The organism is Kluyvera sp. 1366 (assembly GCF_054823405.1).
On sequence record NZ_JBTRDW010000001.1, the window covers coordinates 299,678 to 318,175 of the forward strand.

15 protein-coding genes and 1 pseudogene are annotated in these 18,498 nt (G+C 54.0%); 7 read left to right on the forward strand and 9 right to left on the reverse strand.

Annotated elements, in window-relative coordinates:
* Positions 1-113: 113 nt before the first annotated feature.
* A pseudogene (locus ACVLVH_RS01430) lies at positions 114-296 on the forward strand (PIN domain-containing protein); the annotation flags it as partial.
* Between the two features lie 42 nt (positions 297-338).
* On the opposite strand, the gene betA reads toward ACVLVH_RS01430, so the two are convergent.
* Genes betA through betI form a run of 3 tightly spaced genes read right to left on the reverse strand, consistent with a single transcriptional unit; the run spans position 339 to position 4,126 of the window.
* Positions 339-2,018, reverse strand: coding sequence for a choline dehydrogenase (betA, locus tag ACVLVH_RS01435; RefSeq protein ID WP_498948494.1), 1,680 nt, complete (start codon positions 2,016-2,018; stop codon positions 339-341).
* A 28-nt stretch (positions 2,019-2,046) separates the two neighbouring features.
* Positions 2,047-3,519 (reverse strand): betaine-aldehyde dehydrogenase, encoded by a 1,473-nt coding sequence (betB, locus tag ACVLVH_RS01440; protein WP_192413098.1) that lies wholly within the window; start codon positions 3,517-3,519, stop codon positions 2,047-2,049.
* Positions 3,520-3,532: 13 nt separating this feature from the next.
* Positions 3,533-4,126: a transcriptional regulator BetI gene (betI, locus tag ACVLVH_RS01445; protein WP_101761563.1), complete on the reverse strand. Its 594-nt coding sequence runs from the start codon at positions 4,124-4,126 to the stop codon at positions 3,533-3,535.
* A 255-nt stretch (positions 4,127-4,381) separates the two neighbouring features.
* Here betI and ACVLVH_RS01450 point away from each other — a divergent pair, with 255 nt between their 5' ends.
* Both ACVLVH_RS01450 and uvsE read left to right on the forward strand, forming a co-directional pair.
* Positions 4,382-6,412 carry a choline transporter gene (locus ACVLVH_RS01450; RefSeq protein ID WP_192413096.1) on the forward strand — a complete coding sequence of 677 codons (2,031 nt, stop codon included), beginning with the start codon at positions 4,382-4,384 and terminating at the stop codon, positions 6,410-6,412.
* Positions 6,413-6,495: 83 nt separating this feature from the next.
* Positions 6,496-7,470, forward strand: coding sequence for a UV DNA damage repair endonuclease UvsE (gene uvsE / locus ACVLVH_RS01455; RefSeq protein WP_192413094.1), 975 nt, complete (start codon positions 6,496-6,498; stop codon positions 7,468-7,470).
* Here uvsE and yfiB read toward each other — a convergent pair.
* Genes yfiB through yfiR form a run of 3 tightly spaced genes read right to left on the reverse strand, consistent with a single transcriptional unit; the run spans position 7,457 to position 9,799 of the window.
* Positions 7,457-7,930 (reverse strand): outer membrane lipoprotein YfiB, encoded by a 474-nt coding sequence (gene yfiB / locus ACVLVH_RS01460; RefSeq protein ID WP_192413091.1) that lies wholly within the window; start codon positions 7,928-7,930, stop codon positions 7,457-7,459. The genes uvsE and yfiB overlap by 14 nt on opposite strands.
* Positions 7,927-9,141, reverse strand: coding sequence for a diguanylate cyclase DgcN/YfiN (gene dgcN / locus ACVLVH_RS01465; RefSeq protein ID WP_137387329.1), 1,215 nt, complete (start codon positions 9,139-9,141; stop codon positions 7,927-7,929). Before dgcN ends, yfiB begins: the two co-directional genes overlap by 4 nt.
* Position 9,142: 1 nt before the next feature.
* Entirely contained in the window at positions 9,143-9,799 is a 657-nt protein-coding gene (gene yfiR / locus ACVLVH_RS01470; protein ID WP_225614491.1) for a regulatory sequestration protein YfiR, read from the reverse strand.
* 378 nt (positions 9,800-10,177) lie between these two features.
* On the opposite strand from yfiR, the gene ACVLVH_RS01475 reads away from it, so the two are divergent.
* Complete coding sequence (locus ACVLVH_RS01475; RefSeq protein WP_192413089.1) at positions 10,178-12,226, forward strand: FUSC family protein; 2,049 nt, start codon at positions 10,178-10,180, stop codon at positions 12,224-12,226.
* A 174-nt stretch (positions 12,227-12,400) separates the two neighbouring features.
* Here ACVLVH_RS01475 and ACVLVH_RS01480 read toward each other — a convergent pair whose 3' ends face one another.
* Both ACVLVH_RS01480 and ascF read right to left on the reverse strand, forming a co-directional pair.
* Complete coding sequence (locus ACVLVH_RS01480) at positions 12,401-13,837, reverse strand: 6-phospho-beta-glucosidase (RefSeq protein WP_192413087.1); 1,437 nt, start codon at positions 13,835-13,837, stop codon at positions 12,401-12,403.
* An 11-nt stretch (positions 13,838-13,848) separates the two neighbouring features.
* Positions 13,849-15,300, reverse strand: coding sequence for a PTS cellobiose/arbutin/salicin transporter subunit IIBC (gene ascF / locus ACVLVH_RS01485; RefSeq protein WP_192413085.1), 1,452 nt, complete (start codon positions 15,298-15,300; stop codon positions 13,849-13,851).
* 249 nt (positions 15,301-15,549) lie between these two features.
* On the opposite strand from ascF, the gene ACVLVH_RS01490 reads away from it, so the two are divergent.
* Positions 15,550-16,569, forward strand: a complete 1,020-nt coding sequence (locus ACVLVH_RS01490; protein ID WP_312462077.1) for a LacI family DNA-binding transcriptional regulator — start codon at positions 15,550-15,552, stop codon at positions 16,567-16,569.
* 185 nt (positions 16,570-16,754) lie between these two features.
* Here ACVLVH_RS01490 and ACVLVH_RS01495 read toward each other — a convergent pair whose 3' ends face one another.
* Positions 16,755-17,144 (reverse strand): acyl-CoA thioesterase, encoded by a 390-nt coding sequence (locus ACVLVH_RS01495; protein WP_192234762.1) that lies wholly within the window; start codon positions 17,142-17,144, stop codon positions 16,755-16,757.
* Between the two features lie 232 nt (positions 17,145-17,376).
* Here ACVLVH_RS01495 and ACVLVH_RS01500 point away from each other — a divergent pair, with 232 nt between their 5' ends.
* Both ACVLVH_RS01500 and ACVLVH_RS01505 read left to right on the forward strand, forming a co-directional pair.
* Entirely contained in the window at positions 17,377-17,802 is a 426-nt protein-coding gene (locus tag ACVLVH_RS01500) for a RidA family protein (protein ID WP_008106850.1), read from the forward strand.
* A 13-nt stretch (positions 17,803-17,815) separates the two neighbouring features.
* Complete coding sequence (locus ACVLVH_RS01505; RefSeq protein WP_192413082.1) at positions 17,816-18,490, forward strand: DUF1028 domain-containing protein; 675 nt, start codon at positions 17,816-17,818, stop codon at positions 18,488-18,490.
* The last annotated feature ends 8 nt before the right edge of the window (positions 18,491-18,498 follow it).

The following is an 18,498-nucleotide window of genomic DNA, read 5'->3' on the forward strand; positions in this document are numbered from 1 at the left end:
TATGTATGAACAAATGCGACGGGACAAGCATTAAGGTTTGTAGTTACAACATACTTTTAATTGTTTTCTTAATCGTGAGCCTGGCAGCAGTGCGGTTGTCGTTTTGACAGTGAAGGGCGGCTATAGATGCTACGACGAAAGTGACAATGGCCTTGGCTGCGTCTGGTACTCCTATTGGTGCTAATGATGCGGCGATCGGCGGCCATGCCATTGCGGCAGGCACAATTTTAGTCACTAACAATACGCGGGTATTCGCTCGGGTAGTGGATTTGGATCTTCAGGATTGGGCTAGTTAGCCACCAAAGAAAAGGGCGACCAACGTCGCCCCTAAATCAACCTCAACCACGCATCGGTTCAGTGCGGACCGGTTTATCACCGGCAACAAAGTAATCCGCTTCGCTGCGCGGCAGCGGCTGTTGACCACGAATGTTATCTGCGATTTTCTCGCCGATCATGATGGTCGTCGCGTTCAGGTTACCGGTGATGATCAGCGGCATGATTGAAGCATCTACCACGCGCAGGGCTTCAACGCCGTGAACGCGGCCTTCACCATCGACGACAGACATCTCGTCGTTACCCATTTTACAGGTGCCACACGGGTGATAAGCCGTTTCGCCGTGATTTCGCACAAACTCATCCAGCTGTTCATCGGTCTGGCAATCCAGGCCTGGGCTGATCTCTTTACCGCGATATTTATCCAGCGCCGGCTGGTTGATGATCTGGCGCGTGATACGAATCGCATCGCGGAACTCCTGCCAATCCTGCTCATGTGACATGTAGTTGAACAGAATCGCTGGATGGCGACGCGGATCGCGTGATTTCAGGCGTACATGACCGCGGCTCGGTGAGCGCATCGAACCAACGTGGCACTGGAAGCCGTGCGCTTCCACCGCGTTCGAGCCGTTGTAGTTAATCGCCACCGGCAGGAAGTGATACTGAATATTCGGCCAGCTGAACTCTTCACGGCTGCGGATAAAGCCGCCGCCTTCAAAGTGGTTGCTGGCACCGACGCCGGTGCCATTAAACAGCCACTCCGCACCGATTTTCGGCTGGTTCCACCACTTCAAGGCCGGGTAGAGCGAAACTGGCTCTTTGCACTCATATTGCAGGTACATTTCGAGGTGATCCTGCAAGTTCTCACCCACGCCCGGCAAATCATGCACCAGCGGGATATCGAACTGTTTCAGCAATTCAGCGGATCCGACTCCGGAACGCTGCAGAATCTGCGGCGAGGCGATGGCTCCGGCGCACAGCAGCACTTCACGACGTGCATGCGCCTGGTGCGAGGTATTGCTGGAACCCAGCAGATACTGCACGCCAACTGCGCGTTTACCTTCAAACAGAATGCGGTCGGTGGTCGCATGGGTGACGATTTTCAGGTTCGGACGGGTTTTCGCGGTATCGAGATAACCGCGCGCGGTGCTGGAGCGGCGACCTTTCGGCGTCACAAAGCGATCCATTGGCCCGAAACCTTCCTGCTGATAGCCATTCAGGTCATCAGTGCGCGGATAACCTGCCTGCACGCCGGCTTCAATCATCGCCGCAAACAGCGGATTGTTATCAGGTTTACAGGTGGTAATGCTCACCGGACCTTCGCCGCCGTGATAATCATTGGCACCGATATCGCGCGTTTCTGATTTGCGATAGTAGGGCAGGCAGTTCAGGTAGCTCCAGTTTTCCAGACCAGGCTCCCTGGCCCAGTTATCGAGGTCCATCGCGTTACCACGGATGTAGCACATGCCGTTGATCAGCGACGAACCGCCCAAACCTTTACCGCGGCCGCACTCCATTCGGCGGTTGTTCATGTACGGCTCAGGTTCAGTTTCATACGCCCAGTTGTAGCGTTTTCCCTGCAGCGGGAACGCCAGCGCCGCAGGCATCTGCGTGCGGAAGTCGAAGCGGTAATCTGGGCCGCCGGCTTCTAAAAGCAGCACATTGACGCTGCTATCTTCGGTCAGTCTTGTTGCCAAAACGTTCCCTGCGGATCCGGCTCCGATAATGATGTAATCAAATTCCATTAGTCGTTCCTCAGGTTAAAAGCCAAAATTAAAATACGGACTGAAAACGGGTCATTTCGAGCTGCACAGATTTCACCTGCGTGTAGTTTTGCAGCGTCATCAGGCCATTTTCACGGCCCACACCCGAATGTTTGTAACCGCCCACCGGCATTGCGGCGTCAGATTCGCCCCAGGTATTGATCCAGCAAATGCCCGCTTCAATCTGGTGAATTACGCGGTGCGCGCGGTTAAGATCCTGGGTTACCACACCGGCCGCCAGGCCAAATTCGGTGGCGTTGGCGCGGCGAACCACTTCTTCTTCGCTTTCATAAGTCAGAATCGACATCACTGGCCCGAAGATCTCTTCACGCACAATGGTCATCTCATCGCGGCAGTCGGTGAACACGGTCGGTTCCACCCATGCGCCGTTATCGAAAGCCGCACCGCTCAGACGTTTACCGCCGCACAGCAGGCGCGCACCTTCGCTGATGCCGGATTCAATAAAGCGCATCACGTTGTCGCGATGCGCGAAGCTCACCAGCGGACCGAAGTTGGTATCTGGATGGTTGAGATCGCCGGCCTTAATACGCGCCACGCGCTCAGCGATTTTGGCTTCAAACGCCGCTTGCAAATTAGCTGGGATAAACACGCGCGTGCCGTTGGTGCAAACCTGGCCCGAGCTGTAGAAGTTCGCCATCATCGCGATGTCAGCGGCGAGATCGAGGTCAGCGTCATCGAAAATGATCAGCGGAGATTTGCCGCCCAGCTCCATGGTGACATCTTTCAGCGTCGAACCGGCCGCATTGGCCATCACTTTCTTACCGCTGGCAACGCCGCCGGTGAAGGAGACTTTATCGATGCCCGGATGATCGGTAAGCAGCTGGCCGGTGACCGCGCCGCGACCGTTCAACACGTTGAACACGCCGTTCGGCACGCCCGCTTCAGTATAGATTTCCGCCAGTTTCAGCGCGGTCAGCGGCGTGACTTCGCTGGGTTTGAAGATCATCGCGTTACCGGCGGCCAATGCTGGCGCGGATTTCCACAGCGCGATCTGAATCGGATAGTTCCACGCGCCGATCCCGGCTACCACGCCCAGCGGTTCGCGGCGGGTGTAAACGAACGAGGTATCGCGCAGCGGGATCTGCTGGCCTTCCAGAGAAGGAATCAAGCCCGCGTAGTACTCGAGCACGTCGGCACCGGTGACGATGTCCACGTATTGGGTTTCGCTCAGCGGTTTGCCGGTGTCGAGGGTTTCCAGCGCGGCCAGTTCGTCATTGCGCTCACGCAGAATATCGACCGCACGACGCAGAATGCGTGAACGTTCCATCGCGGTCATCGCCGCCCAGATTTTCTGGCCTTTTTTCGCGGCGGCAACAGCGCGATCAACGTCTGCGCGTTCCGCTTCATGCACGTCGGCCAGCACTTCGCCGTTCGCCGGGTTGATGGTCTGGAATGTGTTACCTGCCGCAGCGGGAACCAACGCGCCATCAATATAAAGGTGTTGCTCGGTGAATCGGGACATGATTTCTCCTTCCTCAGTGATTCTGGTCAGCCAATTGCTGACGAATGAATTGGGTGGTGAGCTGTCTGGCGATAGCCAAATCGAACGGTTTGCCGCTGAGTGCTGCGCGAAGCCACAGGCCATCAATCAATGAAGCGAGGCCATGTGCCGCCAGACGCGCCTTTTCACGCGGGATAACGCGACGAAACTCGGCTGCCAATGTGGAAAACAGGCGCCGGCTGCTCACGCGTTCTAAGCGGCCCAACTGTGGCTGATGCATGCTGCTGGCCCAAAAATCCAGCCAGGCTTTCATTGCGGCGCTGTGCACCTGAGAATCATCAAAGTTGCCTTCCACAATCGCCAGCAGGCGCGCTTCCGTTGTGGCGTCTGCCAGCGGTTTTAACCTTGCTGCTACCGCATCACGTAGCTGACGTGTTACGTCACGCATCGTGGCTTCCAGCAGACCGTTCTTGTCTTTGAAGTAGTGGCTAATGATGCCTGTCGATACGCCAGCACGTCGCGCAATCTGCGCAATGGTGGCATCGTTGATCCCGACTTCGTTGATGGTGCTCAGGGTCGCATCAATCAGTTGCCGACGACGTATCGGCTGCATTCCCACCTTTGGCATAACACTCCAGCTCCACTTCAATCTTAGAACACTATTAAAACTTTTTTTGATTGCACGTTCAATATAAAAAAGAAATTTGTTAGGATGCTGTGCTTGGATTGTTACAAAAACGAAGCGGGGAAGCGAAGGGACTCAGCGGATGCGTATGCACGCGCATCCCACGAAAACCGCATTTTGCCTCGTCGGGATGCCGTTAATGGCGATCTCCGCGAGCTTCTTTGGCACGTACTACAGGAAATTAACCAGAGGTAATCGATGATTAATCCACCTGCCAGTGAAAAAGACAGAATCAATCCTGTGGTGTTTTACACCTCCGCCGGACTGATTCTGACATTTTCACTTGTCACGATTTTTTACAGCGAACTCGCTGCCAGCTGGCTTTTGACCGCCGTTAACTGGGTCACCTCCACGTTTGGCTGGTACTACATGCTCGCTGCCACGCTGTACATCGTTTTCGTCATCTATATGGCGTGTTCGCGCTACGGCGCCATCAAGCTGGGGCCGGAGCAATCCAAACCCGAGTTCAGCTTGCTGAGCTGGTCGGCGATGCTGTTTGCCGCCGGCATCGGTATTGACCTGATGTTCTTCTCGGTTGCCGAGCCGGTAACCCAATACATGCAGCCGCCAGAAGGTGCAGGGCAGACCATGGAAGCCGCGCGTCAGGCGATGGTATGGACGCTGTTCCACTACGGCGTCACCGGCTGGTCGATGTACGCATTAATGGGCATCGCGCTCGGCTACTTCAGCTATCGCTACAACCTGCCGCTCACCATCCGTTCGGCGCTCTATCCGATTTTCGGCAAACGCATTAATGGCCCGATTGGTCACACGGTGGATATTGCCGCGGTGATCGGCACCATCTTTGGTATCGCCACCACGTTGGGGATTGGTGTGGTGCAGCTGAACTACGGCCTCAACGTGCTGTTCGATGTGCCGGAAGGTTTCACGGCGCAGGCCGCGCTGATTGTGCTGTCGGTGATCATCGCCACCATCTCAGTAACATCCGGCGTGGATAAAGGCATCCGTATTCTTTCTGAGCTGAACGTCGCGCTGGCGCTGGGCTTAATTCTGTTCGTGCTGTTTATGGGCAAAACCGATTTCCTGCTCAACGCGCTGGTGCTGAACGTTGGTGATTACGTCAATCGCTTTATGGGCATGACGTTGAATACCTTTGCCTTCGATCAGCCACGCGAGTGGATGAATAGCTGGACGCTGTTCTTCTGGGCGTGGTGGGTTGCCTGGTCGCCGTTTGTCGGTCTGTTCCTCGCACGTATCTCGCGCGGTCGTACCATTCGTGAGTTCGTGTTGGGTACGCTGATTATCCCGTTCACCTTTACGCTGCTGTGGCTGTCGGTGTTTGGTAACGCGGCGCTGTATGAAATCATTCACGGCGATGCCGGCTTTGCGCAGGAAGTGATGGCGCATGCCGAACGCGGCTTCTATAGCCTGCTGGCGCAGTATCCGGCGTTTAAATTCAGTGCTTCGGTGGCCACCATCACCGGCATGCTGTTCTACGTGACGTCGGCGGATTCCGGTTCGCTGGTGCTGGGTAACTTCACCTCGAAGCTGAAAGACATCAACAGCGATGCACCGAACTGGCTGCGTATCTTCTGGTCGATTGCGATTGGTGTGCTGACGATGGGCATGCTGATGACCAACGGAATTTCTGCCTTGCAGAACGCCACGGTGATCATGGGCTTACCGTTTAGCTTTGTGATCTTCTTTGTGATGGCCGGGCTGTATAAATCGCTGAAGGTGGAAGATCACCGCCGCGCCAGCGCCAGCCGCGATACTGCGCCGTACATTCCGGCCAGTAACGATCGCCTGAGCTGGAAGAAGCGCCTGTCGCGTCTGATGAACTATCCGGGCACGCGCTATACGCAGAAGATGATGGAAGAGGTGCTGTTCCCGGCGATGCAGGATGTGGCGAAAGAGCTGGAGCTGCGCGGTGGACGTGTATCGCTGGAGCGTGCCGAGCCAGAAGAGGGGCAGCCGCTGGGCCACCTTGATCTGCGCGTGTTGCTGGGCGAGGAGCAGGATTTCGTTTATCAAATCTGGCCACAGCAGTATTCGGTACCGGGCTTTACCTATCGCGCACGTAGCGGTAAATCGACCTATTACCGCCTGGAAACCTTCTTGCTGGAAGGCAGCCAGGGCAATGATTTGATGGACTACAACAAAGAGCAGGTGATCATCGACATTCTCGATCAGTACGAACGTCACCTGAACTTTATCCATCTGCATCGTGAAGCGCCGGGCAGCAATATGACCTTCCCAGACGTGTGATCTCAGCCAGGTGCGCCGCGATGCGCACCTGGCACTTTCTCCGATCGCAGCTACACTTTCACGCTGATTAAACGGGGGATGAAATGAAATTAGGCTTTGCTTGTAAGTATCTGGATCAACAGGCTAAACAGCCGTATCCCTTCAAAAGCACCACCCGCACGCGCTTTCTTAGTCTCGATGATGAATCACGCATCACGCTGCTAAACCAACTGGCGCAAAACAATCTGCAAAATCTCACTCTCACGCTTGAAAAGCTGGCCACGCAGCCCGACGCGCTGCGCATGATGCGCATCGGCAGCGATCTATTGCCGCTTTACACGGTGCCGCAAGCAACTCAGCTCTACGGTGAATTATTGCCCGATCTTACGCCGTTACTACGCCGCTGCGGCGAGCTGGCGCGCGCTAATAATATTCGGCTTTCATTCCACCCCGGCCAATATACGGTGCTGGCCTCCGATAATGACGGCGTGGTCGATCGCGCGATTGAGGATGTGGAGTATCACGCCACCTGTGCGGTATTAATGGGTTATGGCCGACAGTTTCAGGATTTCAAAATCAACATCCATATGAACGGCAAAAAAGGCTTTGAGGGATTCCGCGCCGCGTTTCTGCGGCTCACCCCTGAAGCGCGCAATATGCTGACGGTGGAGAATGATGAAATATCCTGTTCGCTGGACGATGTGTTGCAGGCGCGTGAGTTGTGTCCGGTAGTGCTGGATATTCACCATCATTGGGTGAAAGAGAACCACTATATTCAGGCTGATGATGCGCGCATCGCGCTGATAAAAGCGTCGTGGCGCGGTGTGCGGCCAGTTTTGCACTATTCGATTGCGCAGGAAGGTTTGATTCCCGATCACGGTTTCCCGGATCAGCAGGATTTAGCGGTGTCGAAAACCAAACTTCGCGCCCATGCCGATTATTACTTCAATCAAAGCTTAAATGACTGGGCGCTGTCGTTTGATGCCTTCGATATTATGTGCGAAGTGAAAATGAAAAATTTAGCGCGCGACCGTTTGTACGATTATGCAGTCGAGCGCCAGATCATCACGGCGCCGTAATCACAATCGCCACGCGGCGGTTTTGCGCACGGCCCTGCGGGTTATTGTTGCTGGCAATCGGCGCGCTCATTCCTAAGCCGCGCGTAACGATATTTTCGCGCGGAATGCCTGCGCCTTGCGCCCATTGTGTCGCAACGGCGTTGGCTCTTTTCAACGACAGCTGCTGGTTGTAATCCGCTTTGCCGTAATTATCGGTATGACCATCAATACGCACATGCTTAATGCCGGTCGTCGCCAGATTTTTCGCCATTGTCTGAATGGTGTTTTTACTGGCGGGAGTGAGTTCCGATTCGTTGACGCCAAACAGAATTTTGTCCGATAAACCTAATCCCCAGCCTTCGCTATTTTGGCTGAAACCGGCATTACGCATCGCCGCGATCTGTTCATCACTGAAACGTCCTTTTGCCTGGCAACCGACCAGCGCCAGCACACACACCATCAGGAAAATTTTCATCTTCATCTCCGCACCTTACTCTTTCCCTTATTTTTGTACATGTTCATATCTGCGCGTTCCAGAATCGACTCAACCGTATCGCCGTGCTGCGACCAGGCGTAGCCAATGGTCACCGAGGTGGAAATCGGAGTGCCTTCAGCAATAACAATTTTCTGGCTGATGGCTTCATTAATATCCTGCATCAGCAACTGCAATTGCGCCTCGCTGGCGCGGCTGCTCACCAGCATGGCAAACTCATCGCCGCCTAAACGCGCGACTAAATCCTGTTTATACGCCAATGCGGAAAGGCGCGAACCAATCGCTTTCAGTACTTCATCACCGGCGGCATGGCCCCAGTTATCATTGATGCTTTTAAAGCGATCGCCATCGAGAAACAGTAAAACAAAGCGCTCTTTCGCCAGTTGCTGATCGAGCAGTTGAGTTAAACGCGCCACAAAGGCGGCGCGGTTGGCGAGGCCGGTCAGCGGGTCTTCCAGCGCTTTGGCGGCCAGCGTGCGATTATCGCGGATCAGAGAAGCCTGCAGCGTCTGCATCTCTGTCAGCAACGAGTTGAGGTCATTGGAAAACAGCTGAAATTCGCGCGTCGGGCTTTCCGGGATACGTAAGGAAAAATCACCAGAATGGATCACGTAGTGGATCGAGCTGGTGATATTACGCAATGAGGCAAGTATGCCGCGATGGAGAAATTCACTCAGCAGGAAGGAGATGATTAACACGCACAGCATGCCGCTGGTCAGAATCATCAGCGAATAACGGATGAAATCGGCCGCACCGGTAACGGTGCCTTCCAGCGTCAGCGTACCGACATTGGCTTCCGAGTGGTTAATATTAACGCTGAGCGGTTTAAGATAAATCCACTCACGTAATAATCGCGGATACCAGCCGGTCTGTTCTTGTCGATCATGCCAGTCAACTAAAACAGTGTGATCGTCAGTCACCAGTTTGGCGGAATCGAACATGCCTTCATTGCCGAGGCGCGCGATTTTATTATGCGCGTCGTAGCTGTCTTCAAATACCGTGGCGGCCGTCAGCGTGGTGCTGAGCGTGGCGGCAATTAATTCCAGATTTCTTTTCTCGTAGCTTTTAATAAACAGCAGGGAAGTCGATGAGAGCAGCAGCCAGCACAGCAATAAAATCACCGCAGAGTTGATGGTGCTAATCTTGCGCAGCTTGTTACGAATCGATGATTTGTCATTTAGTGAATTTTCTATTTTCATCTTATTTGCTTCCATTGCGGGACAGCAACAGTACGTCCGGACTCACCTTGACGCCGCTCCTGGCAAGCGAATCAAGGTTGACTGAGAACAGCGTGTGGTCGGGTTTAAAAATCAGGCAGAAGGCGGCGCCAATGGTACATTCCGCATTGTTTTCAGCGAGGGTTAATACCGCCTTACCTTTGAGGTGATTAAAAAGTTCAACCTGTTGTTGCGGCGTCTGATCGCCAAAATAGACCGCATCGCAATGCTGCGTTGCCAGTTCACTTTCACTGGCGAGATAAACCACGCTAAACGGAACGGCTGAAGGCACACTATTTTGTGGCAATGAGAGATGTTGCGCGGAGGAAAATACGCAGAGTTGCGGCGCGCCGGTTAAACCCGGCCAATGGGTAAAACTAATAATACCGCTGACAATGCGATTGGCTTTATCGTCTTTTATTTCAGCAATTGCTGAGCGAGAAATAAACAGCAGCAGAAATAGGGCAGTTACGACGATTTTGCAGATATGGAGCAGGGAAAGCAGTACGTCGGCTTCCCGATGAAGTTGATGTTTACGTAACATACTGCGTTCCCGAGAGTTCTTCGCATTATTCAGCGCGCAAATAGTAGCACCGCTACGGTTAAAAATGTACCTACAGTTCGTAGGGCCGCTATTCATGGCGATTTTCTCGCAAAATACTCACCCGAGCATTCCACAAATTTCTGCGATATTTGTAGACGGCATTGCGCGAAATTATTTTATGGATAAACGACCAAAAAGGGCGCACTTCACCAAAGTGTGATCCAGCACACATTTATCGGCCTGATAACTGCTACGCGTTAAAACGGCTTAAATCGCTGATGCCGGATAAATTAGCGACAAAACCGCATCTTTAACGTGGATTTTCATTAGCCGTGCTTACGCATCTGCGCCACATGCAAACCGCGCGATGAACATGGTTTTCGATTACGAAATAATTCGACATATTTATCGAGGTGAGGCTTTTTCACATTCTGGCAGGATACGCAACATTCAGTACATCCTGGTCACCGTGTCATGCAGTGGTTTTCAAAAAACGCCGTTTTTTTTGCTGTAAAAACCTGTTTGGCCGCCTTTCTGGCACTCTATTTCGCACTCGAACTGAATCTGGATAAACCGGCGTGGGCGGTGACCACGGTATTGCTCGCATCACAGCTCTATTCCGCCTCAACCATTTCCAAATCGGTGTTCCGTCTGCTGGGGACACTATTGGGCGGCGTATTCGTCTTCTTTATCTTTCCGCCGACCGTTCAGCATCCGCTGCTGTTCTGTTTCTGCATTTCGTTATGGGTCAGCGTTTGCCTCTATCTGTCACTGCACGACCGCACGCCGAAGAGTTACGTGTTTATGCTGGCCGGTTACAGCGCGGCGATCATGGGTTTTCCGGAAGTCACCACGCCGCTGTCGATCACCAGCACGGTGATTTCGCGTATAGAAGAGATCACGCTCGGCATCGTCTGCAGCAGCCTTGTGCATGCGCTGTTGTTTCCGGTATCGATGCGCAGTCTGTTGGAGCAGAGTGTCAGCCACTGGTATCTTAACGCGCGCAAACTGTGCAGCGATTTGCTTTCCGGCATTCCCAGCGATAGTTCGCCTGAGCGTGACGATATTCTGATCCGCATGGCAACGCATCCGCAGCAGGTGGAAGTGCTGATCACCCACTGCGTTTATGAAGGTGACGCCGCGCGGAGACTGATTCGCCTGGTTAGCGTGCAGTATCAACATCTCTCCTATTTGATCCCGACTCTCACGGCTATCGAGATGCGCCTGCAGCGGCTCTCGATACTGCAGATCGCCTTTCCGGAAAACGTGGCGCAAACCTTTCAGCTGTTTCTACAGTGGCTCAATGATGGTGAAGCGGTAGGGGAAACCGGCGGCATCCAGCAGACGTTAAGCGCTTGTCAGGCTGAACTTAACCTCGCCTGGCAAAACGGCGACTTGCCTACTGAAAACTGGCTGCTTTTTACCGGATTAATGGAACGGCTGGCGGATTTTGTCCGTATTGCCGGGGCCTATCAAAGCGTTGGTGGATTGGTAAGCGACCTGTCGGGCGACACCACACTGGCGCGCGGCAAACGCACGCACCGCTTTTTCGATAAAGGGTTAATTCGGCTTTCGGCGCTAACCGCGTTCTGTGCCACCTTCGGTTCCTGCTTGCTGTGGATGGGATCAGGCTGGCGTGATGGCGCATCGGCACCGGTGATGGCGGCGATTCTCTGCTCATTGCTCGCCAGCCAGGATACGCCGCTGACTTCAATGAAGCTGTTTGTGCGTGGCGTAATCGTGGCGATCATTATCAGCGTAATTTACGTGGCGCTGCTGCTGCCGCAAGCCACTTCGTTTGAGGCGCTGATGATTTGTCTTGCACCCGGACTGATGATTCTGGCGCTGATGATCGCGCGGCCCTCGACCAACATGATAGGCCTGAGCGTAGCGATTCAGATCCCCGGCTTTATCGGCCTCGGCCACCATTTAAAACCCGATTTGGTGCTGCTAATCAATAACGCGATTGCCACCATGGCGGGCGTGATGTTTGCGGTAATCATCACCGCCATCATGCGTAACAAACGCCCATCATGGACCGCGCGCCGCGCCGTGCGACAAGGTCTGCGCGAGCTATTGCGCTTTATTAAAGAGACCGAACGAAACGGTTCGTCACTGCTGGGACGGCAACGTTTTATCAGCCTGATGCTGGATAAAGTGAATGTGGTGTTGCCGCGCTTACGGCTCGATCCGCATCCCGATATGCGTTCAGCCGGCATGTTGCTCAAGGAAGTGTGGCTGGGCGTGAATAGCTTTGATTATTACGCGCGCCACAAAGTGCTGCTGCAGCAATATCATCTGGATAGTGGACAGATGTTTCATGAGCTGGCGCTGTTTCTCAAACGCCGCCTGAAGTCACTGCAAACCCCACCGCATGCGGATTTGCAGGAGGAGCTGGATTTACTGTTGCTGAAGCTGGAACAACTGGCGAAGCGCGACGAAAGGGTGCTGACGCCGCTGTTCCATCTGTTCAGTATTCGGCTCTATCTGTTCCCGCAACAAGCGTGGCCAATCATTAAGTAGGGTCGCCATTCATGGAGTAATGCTCGTCAGTTAAGACATGAAACCCTCATCACCGAGATCACACATTGTAGCGGCGCAATTCATTGCGCGATAAATCGCGCCGCTACGGAAGGTGCGGTGATTTGAAACGGCGCTTAACTGATCGGCATTACGCCATTCATGGCGACCACTTATTTACAGCGCCTCCAGATTTCGCCCGTTGCTGGCGATCACTTGCTTGTACCACCAGAATGATTTTTTGCGGATGCGTTCCAGGCTGCCGTTGCCTTTGTCATCACGATCGACATAAACAAACCCGTAGCGCTTACTCATTTCGCCGGTCGAGGCCGCCACCAAATCGATGCAGCCCCACGTGGTATAACCGATCAGCGGGATACCATCGGCAATCGCTTCGCCCATCGCCTGAATATGCTCCTTCAGATAGCTGATGCGGTAATCGTCGTTAATCTCGCCGTCGGCATTGATTTCATCGTGCGCGCCGAGTCCGTTTTCCACCAGAAACAGCGGCTTCTGGTAGCGGTCATACATCATGTTCATGGTGATACGCAGACCGAGTGGATCGATGCCCCAGCCCCAATCGCTGCGTTTGACATGCGGATTGGTCAGCGATTTCACCACGTTGGCGGCGCTGCTGTTTTGCTCGTTCATCTCTGCCGAGGCGCAGCGTGAGGCGTAATAGCTGAAGGAGACGAAATCAACGGTGTGACGCAGCGTAGCGGCATCTTCCGCTTCCATCGCAATCTCTATGCCTTTTTCGCGGAACACCCGCGCGGCATACGAAGGATAAGCGCCGCGCGCCTGCACATCGATAAAGAACAGGTTTTCGCGATCCTTCTCCAGCGCGGCCCATACATCCTCCGGCTTACATGACCACGGATAGAAGTTGCCACCCGCCAGCATGCAGCCGACCTGGTTTTCCGGGTTAATTTCATGGGCGATTTTAGTCACCAGCGCGCTTGCCACCAGCTCGTGATGCGCCGCCTGATACTTCACCTGCTCCGGGTTTTCGCCCGGTTCAAACACCAAACCTGCGCCAGAAAACGGGCTGTGCAGCAGGATATTGATCTCGTTAAAGGTCAGCCAATACTTCACCAGACCGTTGAATTCTTCAAAGCAGGTACGCGCGTAGCGGCTGAAAAATTCGATCATTTTGCGATTGCGCCACGAACCGTATTCGGTCACCAAATGCATCGGTACATCGAAGTGGCACAGCGTCACCAGCGGCGTGATGCCATATTTCTGGCACTCTTCAAACAGGCTGCGATAGAACGCGATGCCTTCCGCGTTAGGCGTCAATTCATCGCCTTGCGGATAAATACGGCTCCAGGCAATCGAGGTACGGAACACGGTAAAACCCATTTCTGCCATCAGCGCGATATCGTCTTTATAGCGACGGTAAAAATCGATGGCGTTATGGCTTGGGTAATACTCATCGCTGCGCAGTTCGAAGCGCTTTTCCAGGCCCAACTTTACCGGCATGCGATGCGCACCGTGGGGGATCATATCCACCGTGGTTAAACCTTTACCACCCGCCAGATAGCTCCCCTCTGACTGATTAGCGGCTAATGCGCCGCCCCACAAAAATCCCTCTGGAAATGTCACTTCAGACATAAAAACCTCATTTACACCTTGGATAAATTAACGTTGGCGGGATTGGCATCATCCGTTACCGGCTTTGGCTGTGCGGGCTCGGTGACCGGGATATCTTCAAAGCCGAGAATCAACGTCAGAATGAAGGAGAGCACCACCGACAGCACCATCACGCCAGCGACCCACACGATGCTCATCGGATTGGTGGGATCGAAAAACTGTACGCTGGTGAACAAGCCTGGTGAGGCCATTGAATGGCTGGCAAGCCCACCAATCCCGGCCACTGCGCCGCAGATAAAGCCGCTGATCAGGCTAGCGATCAGCGGACGTTTCAACCTGACCGCCACGCCATACAGCGCCGGTTCAGAAATGCCCGCGACAATCGCCGATGCCGCCGCCGCAAACGCAGTTTGACGCAGTTCAGGGTTCTTGGTTTTGAATGCCACCGCCAGCGAAGAACCGCCCAGCGACAGGTTGGCCCCGATCTCCGACGGCATCACCATGCCTTCTTTGCCGGTTTCGGCGATGGTTTGAATGATGGTGGGGGTAAATACGCGATGCATCCCGGTCATCACCAGCAGCGGCCACAGCGCGCCCATAATCGCCACCGACAACCAGCCAAGATAGCCGTGAATGGTGTAGACCAGCGCGGAAATGCCGCTACCAATCCAGATGCCGAGCGGTCCAATCAGCACAATGGCAATCGGCGCGGCCACCAGCACAATCAGCATCGGCTTGAGGAAGTTCTTGGTAACCGCAGGCGTGATACGATCAACCCAGTATTCGATATGCGACAGAATCCACGTCATCACTAACGCCGGAATAACCGTGTAGGTGTACTTCACCGCCGTCACCGGAATGTAAGCAAATTCCACCGCCTGGCCTTGTGCGGCTTTCGCCATTAAATCGACAAAGTTGGGATGCACCAGCACACCCGCGATGGCAATCGCCAGCGACATGTTGGTTTTGAATTTCAGCGCGGCGGAGGCGGCCACCATAATCGGCAGGAAGAAGAACGCGCCGTCACCTATCACGTTGAGGATGATCAGTGTGGAAGAGTCTTTCTCCAGCACGCCGCTCATCTCCAGTACCATCGCCAACAGCTTTACCATCGAGCCACCAATAATCGCCGGGATCAACGGTGACATGGTGCCCACCAGCGCATCAAGAATACCGGCACCGATGCTGCGTAGGGTGATTTTGCGTTTCACTGGCGCGGCGCCTTCGCTGTTCGGCGTGCCGAGCTTCAACACTTCCTGATAAGCGAGGTTCACATTGTTACCAATGATCACCTGACACTGCGTGTCGGTGTGCACCACGCCCATCACGCCGGGAATGGCTTTCAGTGTGGCGTTATCAATGCTGGCGCTGTCTTTCACCACGAAACGCAGGCGCGTCATGCAGTGCGTCACCGCTTCGATATTGTTCAGGCCGCCGAGCGCAGCCACGATGGCGCGCGAGACATCCGCATAATTTTTAGCCATGGATTTTTAATCTCTGATTATTTGGTAGGGGTACAACAGTTTCTGCGTGATTTTTCATCATGAGAAACCGGTTTCACAAAATCATGAAGATGCAATGTAATCCAGGCAAGAAATTTAAAATTCGATAGTTGAAAGTGTGAAGTTGATCGCTTTGACTAACTGGACGGCTATGCGGTGATGGCAGAAAAATTGCCGCCTATTTCGTGGCTTAGGTACACTGCTGCAATGAGCATGGAAAAAGAGTGAAACATGGCGACGATAATCGAGGTGGCAAAAGTAGCAGGCGTATCCAAAGCGACCGTATCGCGTGTGCTGTCTGGCAACGGCTATGTCAGCCAGGAAAAACGCGAGAAGGTGTATCAGGCGATTGCCGCTACTGATTTCCGTCCTAACTTGCTGGCGCGCAATCTGGCGACCAAATCCAGCCAGACCATTGGGCTAGTGATCACCAATACCCTCTACACCGGCAGCTACTTCAGCGAGTTGATGCAGCACTCTGCGCGCCTGATGGAACAGCAGGGACGTCAGTTGTTGCTGGTGGATGGTAAACACAGCGCCGAAGAGGAGCGTGCGGCCATTCAGTTCCTGCTTGATTTGCGCTGCGATGGCGTGATCATCTATCCGCGTTTTCTCACCACCGATGAAATGGACAGCATCATTGCGCAGCATAAACACCCGATTTTGGTGATCAACCGCCGTCTGCGTCAGCACGACAGTTACTGCATTTACTCTGATCAACAGCGCAGCAGCAGCGCAGCGGTGGAGCAGCTGATTGCGCTGGGCCATCGCGACATCGCCTTTATCACCGGTTCACTGGATTCGCCGACCGGCCGCGAACGTCTGGCGGGCTACCACGCGGCGCTGACCAAACATGGCATTGCCGTTGAAGATGCGCTGGTGGTCGAAGGAAAATGGCAGGCGCAAAACGGCATGACAGCGGTGCAACAGTTACTGAAGCAGGGCAGAAATTTCACGGCGCTGGTGGCCAGTAACGATGATATGGCGGTGGGCGCGCTCAAAGCGCTGGCGGCCGCGCAGATTGCGGTGCCTGCACAAGTGGCAGTGATCGGTTTCGATGACATCCCGCTAGCGCCGTTTACCATTCCGGCGTTATCCAGCGTGAAAATGCCGGTAACCGAGATGATTCAGGAAACCATTGAACGCCTGATTTCCATGCTGGATGGCGGCGAAATGCGCAATGACAAAACCTTTGCCGGTGAATTAATTATGCGTGAATCAGTGGGGCCGGGACCGCATCACCCTCTGTGATGAAAATTGGGGTTTCTGATTCCAGTCATTGAGCCACTGATGTTATGTGGAAATTTATTTCTGTATTAACAGGCTGAGGGGGAAACGGGTTCCCCCCCCCCCCCCCCGCACCGCCATCCGGTGCGGGAGCTAATCATTCTCCTGGTCAAACGCCCGCCATCATGGCGACCATGACCAAAACCGCATTACGCTTCCGCTAACGCGTTCAACACCGCATCTGGCATGGAAGGGCGTCCATTCTGCAGGCAGGTGGCAACAAAAGTGGCATCGGCATACACCACACCATTCACCAGAATCTGTTGCACAAAATTGACGCGATTGCGCTTCTCATTCTTTGCCAGCACGCAGGTCACTTCCACCTTGTCACCTTTCACCAGGCTCTTACGAAAGCGCAGGGAATACTCCAGCACCATGTAAAGTTTGCCCTGTTTAAACTCTTCTTCAATATCGATACCTAAAGCTTCACGCATATAAGCGTGGCGCGTCCACTCCATATAAAACGGATAATAAAGGCCATCGACCACGCCCTGAAAATCGATATGCTTTTCATCCACCTCATACTGCTTTGCAAACATTTTTATATCCTTATCTGAGAGTTAGGGGAATAAGCAGGGTGGTATACCTCAGAACGCACGTCCGGTAAACGCCGGTTAGTCGGCAGGTGATGATGTTCACAATTTAATGCTAAAAATCATCACCGTTAGCTCCTTCGGATTTTTCAAAGCAACACCTCGGTTAATGCTGTTTTCGCTGCCAGGCGTAGGAGGGTATACCTTGCGAAACCCTTTTTTCGCAGAGCAGGCCAGCATGACCACACATACTCGCATCCGTAAATTCAACACCAAAGAAACCTATCCCAATCAGGCACTGGATAACGATCTCTGTCAGGCGGTGCGCGCAGGCAATACCGTGTATGTCCGTGGGCAAATTGGCACCGACTTTGCGGGCAACCTGGTAGGATTAGGCGATCCCGCCGCGCAAGCCGAACAGGCGATGAAAAACGTTAAACAGCTACTGGAAGAAGCGGGCAGCGATTTATCGCACATCGTCAAAACCACCACTTACATCATTGATCCCCGCTATCGCGAGCCGGTGTATCAGGTGGTGGGCAAGTGGCTGAAAGGTGTGTTCCCGATCTCCACCGGTTTGGTGATTTCCGGTTTAGGTCAACCGCAATGGTTGATGGAAATCGATGTGATCGCGGTTATTCCTGACGACTGGCAAGCGGAATAAGAGGCGCGAAACGATGACGTTATCCATTGTGGGACGCTGCGACGCAACCGGTCAAATCGGCATTGCCATTAGCTCATCCAGCATTGCGGTAGGCGCACGTTGCCCATGGCTTCGCGCGGCAGTGGGCGCAGTATCAACTCAGAACATTACCTTACCCGCGCTAGGCCCGCGCATTCTTGATCGCCTGCAACAAGGCGACAGCGCAGAAGCCGCGCTCAAAGCCGGACTCGCCAGCGACGACTCTTCCTCTTATCGCCAGGTGACGGTGTTAGCCGCCGATGGCCAAACGGCCTGCTTTAGCGGTGACAAAACGCTGGGCATTCATAACGCGCAAACCGGTCATCACTGTGTTGCGGCGGGCAATCTGCTGGCTAATCCTGAGGTAATTCCGGCGATGGTAAGCGCCTTCGAACAGCATTCCGGTCATTTAGCTGAGCGCTTAATGGCAGCGCTGCAAGCGGGCATGCAGGCGGGCGGGGAAGCGGGGCCGGTGCACTCTTCTGCCTTGTCGATCGTTGATGATCAGGTGTGGCCGATTGTCGATCTGCGTGTTGACTGGACGGATGGCGATCCAACTAGCGAACTCGACCAGTTGTGGCTGGCTTATCAACCGCAAATGAACGATTACGTGACGCGCGCCATTGATCCAACGCAGGCACCCCGTTATGGCGTGCCGGGCGACGAGTAGGAGTTTCC